10 protein-coding genes and 1 riboswitch are annotated in these 16519 nt (G+C 44.4%); of the genes, 6 read left to right on the top strand and 4 right to left on the bottom strand.

The genetic code is table 11. The features are described from left to right. Positions 1-51 precede the first annotated feature (51 nt). Both GMES_RS04355 and GMES_RS04350 read left to right on the top strand, forming a co-directional pair. Entirely contained in the window at positions 52-2214 is a 2163-nt protein-coding gene (locus tag GMES_RS04355; protein WP_006991366.1) for an FAD-binding oxidoreductase, read from the top strand. 40 nt (positions 2215-2254) lie between these two features. Beyond that, positions 2255-2722 carry a nuclear transport factor 2 family protein gene (locus GMES_RS04350; RefSeq protein ID WP_006991365.1) on the top strand — a complete coding sequence of 156 codons (468 nt, stop codon included), beginning with the start codon at positions 2255-2257 and terminating at the stop codon, positions 2720-2722. 157 nt (positions 2723-2879) lie between these two features. On the opposite strand, the gene GMES_RS04345 is transcribed toward GMES_RS04350, so the two are convergent. Next, positions 2880-3899, bottom strand: coding sequence for an AraC family transcriptional regulator (locus tag GMES_RS04345; RefSeq protein WP_006991364.1), 1020 nt, complete (start codon positions 3897-3899; stop codon positions 2880-2882). Positions 3900-4073: 174 nt separating this feature from the next. On the opposite strand from GMES_RS04345, the gene GMES_RS04340 reads away from it, so the two are divergent. The 3 genes from GMES_RS04340 to GMES_RS04330 all read left to right on the top strand — a co-directional run bounded on the left by GMES_RS04340 (position 4074) and on the right by GMES_RS04330 (position 9969). After that, complete coding sequence (locus GMES_RS04340; RefSeq protein ID WP_006991363.1) at positions 4074-5399, top strand: DsbA family protein; 1326 nt, start codon at positions 4074-4076, stop codon at positions 5397-5399. Between the two features lie 141 nt (positions 5400-5540). Further along, on the top strand, positions 5541-6524 hold the full coding sequence (locus GMES_RS04335) for a hypothetical protein (RefSeq protein WP_039986540.1): 984 nt from the start codon (positions 5541-5543) through the stop codon (positions 6522-6524). Between the two features lie 1208 nt (positions 6525-7732). Next, positions 7733-7910: riboswitch (cobalamin riboswitch) on the top strand. Positions 7911-8091: 181 nt separating this feature from the next. Then, positions 8092-9969, top strand: coding sequence for a TonB-dependent receptor plug domain-containing protein (locus tag GMES_RS04330; protein ID WP_006991360.1), 1878 nt, complete (start codon positions 8092-8094; stop codon positions 9967-9969). Between the two features lie 505 nt (positions 9970-10474). Here GMES_RS04330 and GMES_RS04325 read toward each other — a convergent pair. The 3 genes from GMES_RS04325 to GMES_RS04315 all read right to left on the bottom strand — a co-directional run bounded on the left by GMES_RS04325 (position 10475) and on the right by GMES_RS04315 (position 14601). Next, on the bottom strand, positions 10475-11938 hold the full coding sequence (locus GMES_RS04325) for a carbon starvation CstA family protein (RefSeq protein WP_006991359.1): 1464 nt from the start codon (positions 11936-11938) through the stop codon (positions 10475-10477). Between the two features lie 290 nt (positions 11939-12228). Continuing rightward, positions 12229-12810, bottom strand: a complete 582-nt coding sequence (locus GMES_RS04320; RefSeq protein ID WP_006991358.1) for an ankyrin repeat domain-containing protein — start codon at positions 12808-12810, stop codon at positions 12229-12231. Positions 12811-12990: 180 nt separating this feature from the next. Continuing rightward, positions 12991-14601, bottom strand: a complete 1611-nt coding sequence (locus tag GMES_RS04315; RefSeq protein WP_006991357.1) for a catalase — start codon at positions 14599-14601, stop codon at positions 12991-12993. Between the two features lie 566 nt (positions 14602-15167). Between GMES_RS04315 and GMES_RS04310 the strand changes: the two genes are divergently transcribed. Further along, the gene (locus GMES_RS04310; RefSeq protein ID WP_006991356.1) at positions 15168-16442 is read left to right on the top strand and encodes an alkaline phosphatase family protein; all 1275 of its coding nucleotides are present in this window, start codon (positions 15168-15170) and stop codon (positions 16440-16442) included. Positions 16443-16519: the final 77 nt, after the last annotated feature.

Here is a 16519-nt window from a genome sequence, read left to right as displayed (position 1 = left end):
CCTTATTAAATAATTTTATTAGCCCCCACCCCGACTGCACTGGAGTCACCTATGCTTAATCACGACGATACATCCCCGTTTCATCCGGGTGAGCGTCAGTTTCAATCCAGTGCAGGTCGCCTTGAGCAAATGGATGCTATCGGGCGCAGGGCTATTCGTGAACTCATGCCAGAGCAGCACCGGCAGTTTTTCAGCCAGTTACCGTTTATGATCGTCGGCAGCACAGACCCCCACGGGCAGCTATGGGCATCGATTTTACCGGGTTCCCCCGGCTTCGTGCAGTCCCCTACTTCCACTTCGCTTACGATAAATACTCCTATTTTACCGGGAGATCCTTTAGCCTCAGCCATTAAGAAAAATGCGCGTTTAGGCTTGCTCGGATTAGAAATGCCAACTCGGCGCAGAAATCGCGTTAACGCTAAAGTCACCGACACCGCAAATAATCAGTTTGCGCTACAGGTTGAGCAGTCTTTTGGCAATTGTCCGCAGTATATTCAAACTCGCGACCTTCATTTTATCCGTTCGCCAAATGCGCCATACAAGACCCCACGCGCTGAAACGTTCTTCGAATTAGGCGATAGCCTAAAGGCCTTTATCCGCCAAGCTGATACGTTTTTTGTGGCAAGTTCAGCTGGGCAATCCCCTAGACTAGTCAACAACCCTAATCATGACGGCCAAGACAACGCTGCAGATAACAGCCTAGATAAAAGCTTGGGAGTTGATGTGTCCCATCGCGGTGGAATGCCTGGCTTTATCAAAGTGCAAGGTAACACCTTGACCATTCCAGATTATGCTGGAAATAACTTTTTCAATACGCTGGGTAACTTCCTGTTAAACCCTAAAGCTGGTTTACTGTTTGTTGATTTTACCAGTGGCGATGTTTTTATGTTAACCGGCACGGTTACATTGCTGGCGAGTGACTCACCGATAATCAAGGGGTTTAAAGGCGCCTTGCGGGGCTGGCAATTTACCCTAACCCAAGGCGTTACATTAAAAGCGGCACTCCCATTTCGCGCCAGCTTCGATAGCTACTCTCCCAATTCTCAAGCCACCGGTACTTGGTCACAGACAGAAGCGGTGTTAAAAGCACAAGCTAAACGTAACCAGTGGCGCGCATTTACCGTCAGTAAAATCGAAGACGAGAGCAGTACAATCCGCTCATTTTATTTACAGCCAAAAGATGATTCTCCTGTACTGCCATTTTCCCCTGGGCAACATTTAACCCTGCGTATTAAACAGCAAAACTCTGACAGTTGGCTTGTGCGCAATTACACTGTATCCAGTCCCCCAACGCAAAGTGGTTATCGTATTTCAGTGAAACGTGAAGAGTATGGCCTGGTATCAAGTACCTTGCATTCTCAACTATCGATTGGCAGTGAAATACAAATAAAAGCGCCAAGCGGCCATTTCTTTATCGATAACAAACAACAGCGCCCAGCCATTTTAATAGGTGCGGGTGTGGGCATAACGCCAATGGTAGCCATGGCAAATGATGCACTTAATGAAGGTATACGCACTCGCTATATCCGCCCGATGGCAGTTATTCAAGCGGCCAAAAATAGGCAGCAACGCGCTTTCTATGGGGAACTGAGCAACATTGCAAAGCGCAGCGCTGGGCGTATTCAGTATTATTCTATATTAAGTGATATTCACTACGCTCAGACAGAGAGTTCTGCGGCGTCGAACGATTACATCGCCCAAGGGCGAATTAGCCAAAGCTTGGTAATGGACATACTCAATGCAACGGCCACAGAGCATAGCGACGATTTCCCATCGCTGTTCGACAAAGATTTTTATCTGTGTGGCCCCCAAGGTTTTATGCAAAGTATGTATGACATACTGATTGGCATTGGGGTAAAAGATGAAGATATTCATGCCGAAGCGTTTGGGCCATCATCTCTAGTTCGCCAATCAAGAGATACCAGCAACTTCGCTGAGCTAGAGGCTGAATCTTCTGTGATAAAGTTTGCCCACTCAGGTATTGAACAAAGTTGGTACAAGGGTGAAAAGCCCTTACTCGACGTGGCCGAAAGCAAAGGGCTTACGCCACCATACAGTTGCCGCAACGGCCAATGTGGCTCATGTGCGGTTAAACTAAAAAGTGGTGCTGTAACGTATCGCACCAAGCCAAGTGCGCATATTGACGCGTCAGAAGTATTGTTATGCTGCGCGGTACCAGCGAAAGATAGTCAAATAATCACGTTAGCCTTATAACCGAATTAAAAACGTTAATTTACCCAAAGAGGATTTAAAAATGTGTACACGCCCACCACTGCCCCCGTTTACCCGCGAAAGCGCTATCGAAAAAGTGCGCCTAGCAGAAGATGGCTGGAACAGCCGTAATCATGAAAAGGTATCACTTGCTTATACAGTGGATACCAAATGGCGTAATCGCAGCACTTTCGTGAATAACCGCGAAGAAGCCGCTGCATTCCTAGAAGCTAAATGGAACAAAGAACTAGAATATCGCCTGATCAAAGAGTTATGGGCCTTCACTGAAAATCGTATTGCCGTGCGTTACGCCTACGAATGGCACGACGACAGCGGCAACTGGTTTCGCTCCTACGGCAACGAAAACTGGGAATTCGATGAAAACGGCTTAATGCAAAACCGCTTCGCTTGCATCAACGACTTACCCATCAAAGAATCAGAGCGCAAATTTCATTGGCCTCAAGGCCGCCGCCCTGATGATCATCCAGGTTTGTCAGAGCTTGGGCTATAACTCGCTTTTTAGTTCGGGTTTAAATGCGGTTTAAAGATCAGAACCAGCTGGGCGTTCCACCTGAACGCCTAGATCTTTAACGCTTTATCTTTGATGGCTCTTATTTTCAATAGCTGTGTGGTTAACACCCAAAAATGCAATATCGTAAAAGCCAAGATTAAACTGATTTATAGCGATTACGATATTGGCTGGCCGACAGGGTTGTCCAGCGTTTGAATGCCCGAGCAAAACTGGGCGCGTTTATGTAGCCTAGACGCTGAGAAATCGTTTCAATGGGCAAAGTGGTATTGCTCAAATACTCCATGGCGATACGTCTGCGGATGACATCTAACTCTTTTTGATAAGTGGTGCCGAGATTTTGTAGCTCCCGGCGCAATGTACGTGGCGACGTTGCGAGTGCCTTAGCCGCTTCCTTGAGATTAGGAAACTGATCTGGTTGATGCAAAATAACATGTGATAATCGTGTAATCATCCCTTCTTGCTGACTGACTTTTGCAAGCATGTTCTCGCACAACTGCTTGATCATTAGCTGGGTTTTTATATCAACACTGCCCAGAGGTGCATTCAGGTGTGTCCCATCAAAATACACGCCGTGCTGCGCTTGGTTAAACTTGAATATTAGAGAGCTTGATTGCGCGTCCCAATCATCAGGTTTTGCATAAGTAACAGTGGCGTATTGCACAATGTTATCACCTGCTAACAATCTAATAATATTACGAATTGCAACTAGAGCAGCTTCACACATAAATGCGCGTATGGTGTCGTAGTTTAATACTTCAAACACCTCTAAGACTGCTTTGTCGCCATTAACGTTTAACGTTAACTTGAGCAAAGGCCCGCGTAACTTGAAGTAGTCCACTATGACCTGCAATGCTTCATGCAAAGTTGCACAGCTCGATGCTGCGTAACCAAGTAAACCGAGGTCAGTAAGTTGTAGGTGTTGGCCGAATGCAAGCCCTAAACGAGGGTTTTGCGTAACGCTGATACAGCGGGTTATAAACGCTTTGTGTTGGTTAAACGTGACGTTCACTTCTCCGCGTTCAAATTCTTGCTTAGTGAAAGGTAAACCTACGAGTAACGTATCAGCCTGATAGCCTTCGCTTAGCAACCAACGAAAAAGTGCACTGGGGAAATAAGTCGGCACCGCAGGCTCTGTGGCACCAAATGTGTCGCGCATATAGTTGGCCTCAAACGAGTGAGAACAAAGCTTACCACAGGTCAGCGCATTGGCCACATATGCTACGTAAATGGCCAATTAGGCTATTCCACTGGTCCGCTGTCTCCCTAAAATGGAATAGTAATAATTTTTACATACTGCACTCACTGTCATAAGACCCATAGAGATATAACAATGCTAACAAAACACCTCATGCGCTATATGACCAAAGCCATTTCAAGCGATGTATTACACAACTTTAAGCGCTCCGTCGCTGAGGCAAAACGAGTGGTCACCAACAGTGAACATACACTTGAAATTTTTGTCAGCATAACTGATCCCTACAGTTATTTACTCCTTCAAGTATTACCTGAAATCAAAGAACGCTATAGCATTCAAACCAGACTATTCACCGTACACGATAAACAACAAGGGATGTTTCCCGATTTAGAAAAATGGCAGAGCAATAGCTTGCTTGATTGCACTAGGCTCGCTGCCTTATACGAGCTAGAGTTTCCGCCATTGGCAACATACCGTCCTAAAGCGGAATTCGAACTTACGCCGTATTGGGGAGCGATGCTTGAAGCTGAACATAGCGACACAGCAGTTCAAGATATGCAGAAGATTTTCAAGCAATACTGGCAAGACATGCCCTGCTCACTCGTCGCTAAAAAGCAAAATGAAAATGTTTCTATGCCACTGACCTTGTTTAAAACAATTGCAGATAATGAAGATTACCTTGCCGAGCAAGGGCACTATTTACCTGGCATAATCAAATATGCAGGTGAATGGTATTGGGCGATAGACCGGCTTGATCACCTTGAAAAGCGCTTGAACAAATTGCTCCATTTACCCAGCGCAAAGACGATAAAATACAATCGCCAGACGAAAAGCGTTTTTACTTCCCCATTGAAGTTAAAGGCTATCGCGGACCCAGTCATTCTGTATTTTTCAGCTCGCAGTCCCTATTCCTATTTGGGCTTAGAGTTAGCGGTAAAATTATGCCAACAGTATGCTTGCGAACTGGTCGTAAAACCTGTGTTACCCATGATGATGCGCGGCATGAACGTACCACAAACCAAGAAGATGTATATTTTTCACGATACTAAACGCGAAGCTAAGAAACAGGGCATTCCTTACGGTTTCGTGGCCGATCCATTGGGCAAAACCGTTGAAAACTGTTATTCATTATTTGCCATGGCTGAAGCTCAAGGCAAAGAAGTAGCCTACCTACTCGAATTTGCCCGTGCCGTGAACAGCCAAGGCATATTGGCTGACAATGAAAAAGGTATGCGCATCATTGCACAACGCAGTGGGCTTGAGTGGGAAGAAGCAAAAAAAGAACTTAGCAACCAGTCGTGGCGTAAAGACGTTGAAGCCAATATGGATGAGCTCAACGCATTGGGTTTATGGGGCGTTCCCTGTTTTCGTTATCAAGATACCGTCACTTGGGGTCAAGACCGCATTTGGGTCATCGAACAAGCAATACAAGCCAATGCGTCATCCAAAATGCGAGCCTAAAAGGATCTTTATCATGACACCCATGTTAATTTCATCTAACTCAGGTTAAAAACACTATCATGACACCCATTGTAAAATTCCCCATATTTTACAAAATGAACTAATATCACTAGGAGTCTTATTTATAATGGTGTTCGCATTGTGCCTCAACCTAGAAGAAATCAAATCAGCCTAGTTGATACCCCCTATTACCACTGCATTTCACGATGCGTTCGGCGCTCTTACCTATGTGGTATTGATAAATACACTGGTCAAACTTACGAGCACCGTCGAGGTTGGGTCGAGGATCGTCTACTATTCTTGTCGACCGTATTTTCCATCAGCATTTGTGCATATGCCGTAATGAGTAATCACACACATATAGTGCTATACGTAGATAAATCAGCAGCGGATGATTGGAAAATTGACGAGGTATTACGCCGCTATCACAAAATACATAAGGGCACCTTACTCACGCAGAAGTACGTCTGTGGTGATAAACTCACTCCGGGTGAACTGATTACCTTTGACGAAACTGTTGAGTTATATCGAAAGCGTTTGTACGATATCAGTTGGTTTATGCGTAATATCAATGAACATATTGCCAGAGAGGCTAATAAAGAAGACAGTTGTACTGGTCGATTTTGGGAAGGGCGATTTAAATCCCAAGCATTGTTAGATGAAAGCGCACTGTTAGCGTGTATGGCCTATGTTGACTTGAATCCCATTCGAGCTAAAGTTGAAAAATCACCTAAAACGTCAAAATACACCACTATAAAAAAACGCCTGCAAGCTCTTAATAATAAGCAACAACAACCAAAAAATCTGATGCCCTTTATAGGCAATCCGAAACAAAATTCCCCTAAAGGCATCACCTATTCACTTGAAAACTATTGCGAGTTAGTACAAACCACCAGCCGAAGTATTATTGATGAGAAAACCGATCATATCGAAAAATATCAAAGCCCGATTTTACAGCAGTTAGGCTTAGATTCAGCCCAATGGTTAATTTTGGTGACTGAGTTCGAAAAGCACTTCTTTTGTGCCGCAGGTGCAGAGCTTATGATGAATACCTTCAAACGGCATACCCATCATCAACGTATTAGAGGCATGGGGAAAGCCAAACAGTTACTTAAGCGAGCATAAATTTCATCATTAAAATCGGTAAAATCATCTCAGGTGTAAATTTTCGCAAGAGCCTTACGCCGCATATTCACCCTACCTTTCGCTTCTCCTCATAAGACGCAAAAATCAGATAAATAAAAATGAAGTATTACCTCTGATTTCTTTTAGCATAAAGCGAGCAAAGGTAACGCGCTTATTAGATAAACGTTGGATTTATTGAAACCATTTTAAGCAAGAGTGTCATCATAACGCCCCCTTATTGCTAGGCACTTACAGCAAACTTATCAAGCGGACGCTAACCATTAAGCCAATACAAAAGGCTCGCCTATTTTTGGCCTCGAGCTACTTTCACCAAATCCTATCATCGGTTTGAGGATAACGGCTCTAGGTCTTATCATGGGTGTCGCGATATTATTTTAGTCGTGCAGGGTTTCACGAAGTGATGATGTGATACGGCAACGAGATATCGACAGTGGCGCGGCGACATCAATAGATAGGTTTAAAATTGGCGATTGCTTTCTTAAACGATTTACATTGGGTGTCTTGATATCAGCTTTGAAAATAGTATTCTCACCGAGCCTTACCGTAGGTGTCATGATGTCGTTTTTTAGCAAGCAGACCTTATCCATTAAACCTATGCAAAAACACTCGCCTACTTCGAGTCTGAGCTACTTTCACCAAATATTAAGATGAATGCTCTGACAATAGTGTGTTCACCGAGCCTTACCGAAGGTGTCATGATATCGGTTTTTAGCAAGCAGAGCTTATCCATTAAACCTCTGCAAAAACAATCGCCTACTTCGAGTCTGAGCTACTTTCACCAAATATTAAAATGAATGCTCTGAAGGCATTTCGCTCACCGAGTTTTATCTTGAGTGTCAAGATATCGGTTTTGAGATGAATACTTCGGCAATAGTACGCTCTACAATTCTTATCATAGGTGTCACGATATCGGTTTTTAGCAAGCAGACCTTATCCATTAAACCTATGCAAAAACACTCGCCTACTTCGAGTCTGAGCTACTTTCACCAAATATTAAGATGAATGCTCTTACGATAGTGTGTTCACTAAGCCTTATCATGGGTGTCAAGATATCGTTATCATGGGTGTCATGATATCGGTTTTAGTTAGTTAGCATGGAGCAATGCTATACGTGACATGATGCTACACAGTATAAACGGCTCGGTTTGCGGCCTTATTCATTGACTTTGAAGCCCAGTGTTTGTATGGTCTCGCCCGCTATTCTAGGTGCCTGTTGGTTGTGAGCCATTTCAACTGAACAGGGTAAACGGGAAGTATGGTGTCGCCAGACAAACATGGCTGTCTAGGTTAATCCATCGCTGCCCCCGCAACGGTACGCATCCTTTGAGATGCCAGCCCGACACCGGCCTATGAACTAGTTATTTACGAATGAAGCGGAGGGCTTCATTAGAATGCACCTATCAAATTAACTTGTTGCTTGCTTTGATTTTGACGCTACTCCATCCATTTTAAATGTCGTTTCGCTGCATATAGCTACAAGATTATTATAATTCACGCATTTTACCCCTCCTTCGATCGTTAACTTTTTTCAGATTGAGGAACACACATGCAACACCGCCCACTGGCTATCGCCATCTCTTTAGCATTATCGGCAAGCCCATCTATCGCCCAAATCTCTGATGCACAGTCAGAAAATTCAACAGAAGTTGCTAGCAAAACTGACAGTAACCTCGAACGCATGGTGGTCGTTTCAAGCCGTGTGGCCATGCCTATTCGCGAAATCGCGACTTCTGTATCAGTTTTGACTCGCGATGATATTGAAACTCGTGGTTACGCTAATTTAGCGGATGTACTACGTACTCAACCCTCGATCACTGTTACAAGCAATGGTAGCGCCGGTTCAACAACCAGCCTGCGAATTCGTGGCGAAGAAGGCTATCGCACCCAAGTTCGTATCGATGGCGTCGAAGTGTCAGACCCAACAGGCACACAAGTCGGCCCTAACTTTGGTCAAATACAAAGTAGCAACATCAACCGCGTTGAAATACTCCGTGGTAGCCAAGGTTTAGTTTATGGTGCTGATGCTGGCGGCGTGATCAATATCGAAACCGCTAATGGCGTGGGCGAACCTTCAGGTCAAGTATCAGCAGAATATGGCCGTTACAACGCGACCAACTTAGCGGCTGATGTAGGGGGCTCGAGTGATAAATTTGACTACTATGTAGCTGCTTCCGACTTCTCAACAGATGGCTTTAACTCTCGCGTAACAACGCTTGAAAACCAAGATGACGACGGATACGACAACACTACATTACACACTCGCTTAGGTTATCAAGTGAATGAACAGGTTAAGCTGAATTTTGTTGCACGAAACACCAATGCAGAAGGTCAATATGATTCGTGTTTTGGTGCATCCGGCTCTACAAATGATTGTGAAAATGAGTTTGACCAAACAGATTTACGTGTCAGCGCTAATTACTCCACAAACACTTCAGAGCATCAATTTTCACTCGCTAAAAGCTTCATCGAGCGCGAATTTATCGCCGAGGGCTTATCTAGCTTTGATACTAAGGGTACCGTTGAACGTGCTGAATATCTTGGCAGTACTGAGTTAAATCAAAATGCCAACTTAGTCTACGGCATCGACTGGAAACAAGAAAAAATCACTAGTGATGATGATAGCCGCACTCAGCGCGGTTACTATCTTGAATACCAGAGTGAAGTCATAAGTAACCTCTTTGTTACTGCTGGAGTTCGTCATGACGACAATGAAGATTTTGGCGAGCATACCAGTTATCGTTTGAGCAGTGCCTATATATGGGCTGTTGGTAATAACGAATTAAAACTTCGCGGTGCTTACGGCACTGGTTTTAGAGCACCGAGTTTAAGTGAAATCGCTTACAACACAGGTCCTTTCTCCATTGCACCCGCCTCTGAAGTGGATTTAAAAGAAGAGACCACCAAAGGCTATGAGATCGGTCTAACCTACGCTTTGACCTCGGGTTCGAAGTTTGAAGTCACCTATTTTGATCAAAAGATAGAAGACAGCATTTACTTTGATCTCGCCACTTTTTCGGGTTACTTACAAGATTTAGGCGAAAGCACCTCTGAGGGCATTGAACTCATCGCTGATATTGCAATAACCGATACGATTGGTGTTAGCGCCAACTACACCTACAACGACACCGAAGATACTGCTGGTGATCAGCGTCGTCGCCGCCCGCGTAACTCAGGCAGCATAAGCGTATTTTATGATAACAACACATGGAAGTTAGCCGCTAGCCTGCGCTCATCTCATGATTCGGTGGATGGCGTTGAACTAAAAGGCTATGAAGTGATTGATGTGAGCGCTCGTTACTCGGTTAATAAAAACCTTAGTCTAAGTGCACGTTTAGAAAACGCATTTGATGCCAATTATCAAGACATTGCTACCTATAACACATCCGGCGCAGCAGGTTACATTGGCGCGCAGTATCAGTTTTAATGCCATTGCACGTTAATATGTGAGCTCGCAACGAGAATATAAAAGGGATGCCACGGCATCCCTTTTTTGTTGAGTATTTTATACCATTCCACGTTAATAAGTGATGACTCAGCGAGAGTTTAAAAGGGCTTAAACAAGGCGCATGACTGAATGAATAGTTGTTCTCTTTCGAAGTCATGCAACGCAGTGTAAGCCCTTTTAAAACTCGCCTGCAAGGAATGCCCCAGCGGCTTTTGCTCTGCGTTCTCACTATTTGAAAGGGAACAACCATTACTACATAGCGACGCCTTAATCAAAAACCGCTGGACGCATTCTGAGACGGTCACTTATTAATGCGGATTGGTATTATACCATTGCACGTTAATAAATGATCACTCAGCGAAAATACACCGAACATAAGAACGCCCACCTATCAAAAACGCAGGCACAAAAAAAGCTAACCATTTCGGGTTAGCTTTCTGATAAATCACTACGCGTTAGCGCATTTTCAACAATCGCTTAGGCGCTAAGCCACAACTTGTTTATGTTTATTGTGTGCTATCACCAACAAAATCAAGCCAATCACCACCACGACTGCCCCAATTGGCTTGCCTAAATCAGGTGATAAGTTAAAACCGATGGCCGCAGTCATAATATAAGAAACGGTAACACCAGTGGTGATCACCGCTGGAATACTGGCAATCCAATGGAAGGTGCCTCGGTCAAATAAGTACTTGGTAGCCAGCCATAACACGCTGGTTGAAAGCAACATGTTGGAGAACGCGAAATAGCGCCAAATCAGCGTGAAGTCTAACTTTGTCATAAAGTAAGCAATAGTCAAAATAGGCACCGCAAGCAACAGGCGGTTTCGAATGCTTTGGGGAATGTTAAACGCATCAACCACGGTTAAACGTAGCGAGCGAAATGCTGTATCACCAGAAGTAATTGGGAATACCGCCACAGCAACAATCGCCATGATGCCGCCAAATACACCTAAGTAACTATTCGCCACATGATTAACGACCAAACCTGGCCCGCCCGTGTCAAGCATGGCTTTGAGTCCTGCGTATCCTTCAGGGAAGGCCGCTATACCCGCTAATGCCCATACACAAGCCACTATGCCTTCACACACCATGGCGCCGTAGTAAACTGGGCGCACGTACTTTTCGTTGGTTAAACAGCGGGCAATAATGGGTGCTTGAGTAGAGTGAAAACCGCTGATCGCACCACAGGTGATTGTAACGAATAACAAGGGCCAAGTAGGCAAGCCATCGGGGTTAGGCGCTAAAAAGTCGTGGGCATGATCCGCTTCGAAGTATGCCCAAAAATCACCAGTAACTGGCAAGTGCGGTGCATCAATAAGTAGAGCTACGGCAATCATGCTGGTCATTACAATCATCAATAGACCAAAAATCGGGTAAAACTTAGTGATGATTTTATCGATAGGCAGCAAAGTCGCTAAGAAGTAGTAGCCTAAAATCACTAATACCCAAAAGGTATTGTCAGCCAATATCGTGCCTTGAAACGAGTCTAGATTACTTAATAAACCCGCTGGGCTCATGATGAATACCACGCCCACAAAAAATAATAGCATGGCGGTAAAAATCAACATGAATCCCTTGAAGACCACGTTGTAATAGTGCCCAGCAATCTCAGGTAGACTCTTACCATCTTCTTTGATGCTCATCACACCTGAGAAGTAATCATGCACAGCGCCGCCCAACACATTACCAATCACAATCCACACCAAGGCGACTGGGCCGTACAAGGCACCCAATATCGGCCCAAAGATAGGCCCAACACCGGCGATGTTTAAAAATTGAATTAGAAATGCACGTACCGGATGAATGGGCACATAATCCACGCCTTCGCTAAAGCGAGTTTGCGGTGTGGCAACCGTAGGGTCAATCCCTGCTTGTTTTTCAACAAAGGGGCTATAAAACTTATAACCAAGGATCAAGATAGTGATACAAATAAAAAAGATGATCATGACAGCGCGTATCTCTGTTCAAAGTGATTCGAATTAGAGCGCGCCCAGCGCACCCCGCTTTTCATTCCATGAAGTTGTTTCATTGATTAACAGAACGTTAATTTAAGCGCGGGATAATAACAAAATCCGGTAAAACAAAAAATGATAAACGCGACTATTTCCGTCGTTCATTACAAGAAAATGTAACTAAGTCACATTTATGCCTAACTATTAAGCAAACATTTAGACTGGTAAGACCTATATTCCCAGCGCGTGAGTATTTACGAGGCTTGCAGCGCTGTTTCCCGGGCTTAATTTGCTGTCTTTTTCTCCATCAATTTCTCAGCCAATTCATAATTACCTTGGCTTAACGCAATATCCACTAAGCTATTGCCTGAACCGTCTTTGGCCGTTAAATTTGCTCCCGCTTCGGTTAACGCTGCGATGGTATCCGTGCGATTAAAAAGTGTGGCAAACATAGCAGCTGTTTGACCATTACTATTGGCTTGGTCAATATCGCAATCAGCGCTAATAAGTGCCTTTATCGCTCCGAAATTTCCCTTGAAGATAGCCCCCATTAAAGCGGTGTTTCCTGAGTTGTCTTCTTGGCAAGCATTTACATCAGCGTGGGCTAACAAGTATTCTACCGCATCGGTTTTGCCATGATAGGCCGATAGAATAAGCGCGGTATACCCTTTTGCGTCGGCAACGTTTGGGCTGAGCCCTGCTGCGTAATATGCACTTAGGGTGGGTACATCACCTTGCCTTGCCGCATCAAAATAAACGGTTTGTAAGTGTTTGCTATCAACAGGCTCTGCTTGGCTTGAATACGCCATTGTCAAAAGTAGTAACGTTAGTAAGACGTTTAGTGGCCATTGGAAGATACGGTTCATGCCTTATTCCTCTTTATACTTGTTAGAAGATAATGATTAGAAAGATAAGTGGCGTGTTAGATGTTCTATCCCCTAACACGCCATTATTACTGATTTGACCTAAACCCAGCTTCTAGCTGTGGCATCTTGCTTAAACGCAAATTTAGGATTACATGCAAGCAGCGTTTAGATACAAATAGCTTACAACTCAGCTTTGTATGAAATACGGCTGAAATCATCAGCGACTTTCTTAGCACGCTTTTCAAGTGCTGCTTGGTTGTCCATCAATTGCTTAGCGGTCGCTTTCACTTTACTCATAGGCGCACTGGCTAACTTGGCAACCCCTGTTCCGTAATGTTTATCAGCGTTGTACATGTATGCACTGATGATCACGCGGATTTCTTCTTCCGGAACACCCGCTAGGGTGGTGCCTAAGTTTTCAATCAAGTGCTGCTGCTCTACTTTGCTAAATGAACGGAATTTCTCACCCGCTTGGGCAAAGTTACGCTGCTTGTAGAACGGCGCTTGTTGGGTTGTTCCCGACAACGGTGTTTGGGCATATTTGTACTGGTTGTCGTCATCTAGTGCTACCCGGCGACTTGGTTGATAATTCACATCACGTGTGCTGTTAGTGGTACGCAATTTACCGTGTTGCTCGTGGTTGTTAATCGCAGCATTACGCGGTGCGTTAATCGGAATACGGTATGCGTTTACGCCGATTCTGTAACGCTGAGTATCAGCATAAGAGAATAAACGACCTTGTAGCATTCTGTCTTCAGATGGCTCAATACCAGGGATCAAGTTACTTGGTGCAAACGCAGCTTGCTCTGTTTCTTCAAAAAAGTTATCTGGCACGCGATTAAGGGTTAACTTACCGATTTTCTTCGCTGGAATAAGCGATTCAGGCCAGATTTTGGTGGTATCTAACGGGTTGAAGTCGAAGTCATCAAGCTGCTGTGGCTCCATGGTTTGTAAGTACAGATCCCAAGAAGCGGTTTCGCCCTTTTCACCGATACGGGTGTAAATATCAGTCGTCATAGGCTGAAAGTCTTTACCTTGCATTTCTTGCGCTTCTTGGGCGGTAAAGTTCTTCTGACCTTGCTTGGTTTTCCATGTTAGTTTGAAATATTTCACTTGGCCTTTAGCATTCACAAATTTAAACGCATGAACACTTGAACCATCCATATTTAGGTAGCTCTTTGGCGTACCCATGTCTGAAAACAAATGCGTTAGCATGTGTGTGGATTCAGGCACATGGGAGAAAAAGTCAAACAAGCGCGCTGCACTTTGTTTGTTCGTCACAGGTGACGGCTTAAGGCTATGCACCATATCTGGAAATTTGATTGCATCACGAATAAAGAAAATCGGGAAGTTGTTACCCACTAAATCCCAGTTACCTTGTTCGGTGTAAAATTTCACAGCGAAGCCACGTGGGTCACGCAAGGTTTCGGGGGATTGATGACCATGGATAACGGCTGAGAAACGCACAAAAACGTCTGTTTTTTTGTTTTCACTTTGAAATGGCGCTGCAACCGTCATGTCTGACAGGTCAACGTAGTTTTCATAGTAGCCGTGAACGCCAGTACCACGAGCATGCACAACACGCTCAGGTGTACGCTCTCTGTCAAACGCAGCTAATTTTTCAATTAAATGGCTATCTTGTAATAACACTGGGCCCCATGGTCCAGCTGTTTGTGAGTTTTGGTTATCGCCCACTGGCGCACCATTTTGACGAGTCAGCGTTTCGGCGCTGGACATAGTTGCAACGCTAAAAAGCGTAGCAGCAATAAGAAGTGAAGCTTTTATTTTCATTTTAGTTCTCCGAAGAAATCTTAAGTATCCCAAGCGCCTTTGTGTGTTCGGTACTTAATCAACTTTTATGTTTTTTATAATGAGAAAATGACGCTTTAGTGAGTGAGCACTTCTCGTTACGTGAGTTAAAAGCGAGCCGCAATCTATTACTGCGAGCGACTTTTAACGGCCTATTTCGGGGCTGGACTGAAGTATGCTTAGAAAGGTGAAGTCATTAAAATGATTAAACAAGATTGTGGCAATCTAGAAATACGATGAAAGAAATGTGTGTTTACGTGATAGCAAGAATACTAATATAAACCCAGTGAATTTAAGGTGCAGTGAATTTAAGGTGCAGTGAATTTAAGCTGGAGTGGTTTTAAATTGCAGAGTATTCATAATCCAGCGCGTTCTATCCACCCGCGCAAGATGTATATTGCCATAAAAGGTTCATGCTGCTCAGTGTAGTCGCCAGTGTTTTTTCGCTATAGTGCTCCATCAATATTAATCTATTCAGCACGTTATTAGTTATCTTATGAAAATACGTGTTTTAGCAACCTTTAGTCACCACTTTTGTAGGAAATTTCATGACCCTTTACCGCTGCCTATTTGCCCTGGTTTCACTGACACTCATTAGCTTCGCCCACGCTCAAGCAGGCAAGCCTTATGTCATCATGGTTGGTATTGATGGTTTGCGCCCGACTAGCGTTACGCAAAATAATATGCCGAATTTATACACCCTTGGGCAGCAAGGCGTCACTGCAAAGAGCATGACGCCAGCGATGCCAACTAAGACCTTTGTAAATTTCTATTCTATCGCCACTGGGCTGCATCCAGAGCATCATGGGATAGTCTCTAACTACCCGTTTGACAGGCAACTTAATCGTAAATTTTCGCGCAATACAGATGCAACAGATCCTCACTGGTGGGACGGAGAACCCATTTGGATCACTGCTGAAAGGCAAGGTTTGAAGGCTGCCACGTATTTTTGGGTCGGTTCAGAAGTGGATATTAATGGAGTCAAGCCTTCTTATCGAAAGACCTACAATCAAAACAAGGATTACGCTGAGCGAGTCACTGAAGTGTTGCAATGGATGTCGCTACCCGAAGCGCAGCGCCCTCATCTTGTTACCTTGTATTTTTCCGCAGTGGATAGCGCGGCTCACGATTTCGGCGTCAATTCTAAGGAAGAACAAAGCGCGATTAAACGCATCGACCAGCATATTGGAGAGTTGCTCTCTGGGCTGCGTAACCTGCCGGTTCATCAAGACATAAATGTGGTGGTGGTTTCCGATCACGGCATGATTGACTTGAGCCCCGAACGAGTCATTAACCTAAACTCTTTTGTCAATTGGTCAGATTTTGTCATTTCGGATTGGGGGAAAGATACTTCATCAGTATTTTCCCCCTTTTTGAACTTATATGGTGAACTCTCGCACGTAGACAGTGCATACCAAGCACTAACGATGAACCCCATTGCGCATCTACGCGTTATAAAACGCCCGGCCCTAGCTCAAAAATATCATTTTAATCACCCCCGGCGCGGACCTGATCTTATGCTGTTAGCAGACCCTGGGTGGAGTATTTATGCCAGCCAAGATGAAAGCCAACCGAATGTATCGACACTAACTCACACCGCAACCCATGGTTATGATAATCAAGCACCAGAAATGGCAGCGACCTTTATTGCCAAAGGCCCAGCTTTTGCTAAACAAACGACTTCTAATCGTTTCGATAACATCGAAGTGTATAACCTAATTGCTTGTGCTTTGGGCATAAAACCCGCCAAAAACGACGGCGACATATCGAATGTTCGACACATTTTAAGTGCCCAGAAGCAATCATGCTTGGCTGAGCACTGAGTTAGCTTAGGCTAAAAACGCTAACGTCTTACGCAATAAGGGTTTTATTGCGTATAATGGCAACTAACAAACCAATC

It is taken from the genome of Paraglaciecola mesophila KMM 241, assembly GCF_000315015.1.
Lineage (GTDB): Bacteria > Pseudomonadota > Gammaproteobacteria > Enterobacterales > Alteromonadaceae > Paraglaciecola > Paraglaciecola mesophila.
Note: the sequence above shows the minus strand (reverse complement) of the source record. Positions and strands in the feature narration are given on the sequence as shown.

What these genes read in the sequence shown, in the direction of transcription:
- GMES_RS04355 (WP_006991366.1), top strand. Translation starts at nt 52, where the DNA reads ATGCTTAATCACGACGATACATCCCCGTTTCATCCGGGTGAGCGTCAG.
- GMES_RS04350 (WP_006991365.1), top strand. Translation starts at nt 2,255, where the DNA reads ATGTGTACACGCCCACCACTGCCCCCGTTTACCCGCGAAAGCGCTATC.
- GMES_RS04345 (WP_006991364.1), bottom strand. Translation starts at nt 3,899, where the DNA reads ATGCGCGACACATTTGGTGCCACAGAGCCTGCGGTGCCGACTTATTTC.
- GMES_RS04340 (WP_006991363.1), top strand. Translation starts at nt 4,074, where the DNA reads ATGCTAACAAAACACCTCATGCGCTATATGACCAAAGCCATTTCAAGC.
- GMES_RS04330 (WP_006991360.1), top strand. Translation starts at nt 8,092, where the DNA reads ATGCAACACCGCCCACTGGCTATCGCCATCTCTTTAGCATTATCGGCA.
- GMES_RS04325 (WP_006991359.1), bottom strand. Translation starts at nt 11,938, where the DNA reads ATGATCATCTTTTTTATTTGTATCACTATCTTGATCCTTGGTTATAAG.
- GMES_RS04320 (WP_006991358.1), bottom strand. Translation starts at nt 12,810, where the DNA reads ATGAACCGTATCTTCCAATGGCCACTAAACGTCTTACTAACGTTACTA.
- GMES_RS04315 (WP_006991357.1), bottom strand. Translation starts at nt 14,601, where the DNA reads ATGAAAATAAAAGCTTCACTTCTTATTGCTGCTACGCTTTTTAGCGTT.
- GMES_RS04310 (WP_006991356.1), top strand. Translation starts at nt 15,168, where the DNA reads ATGACCCTTTACCGCTGCCTATTTGCCCTGGTTTCACTGACACTCATT.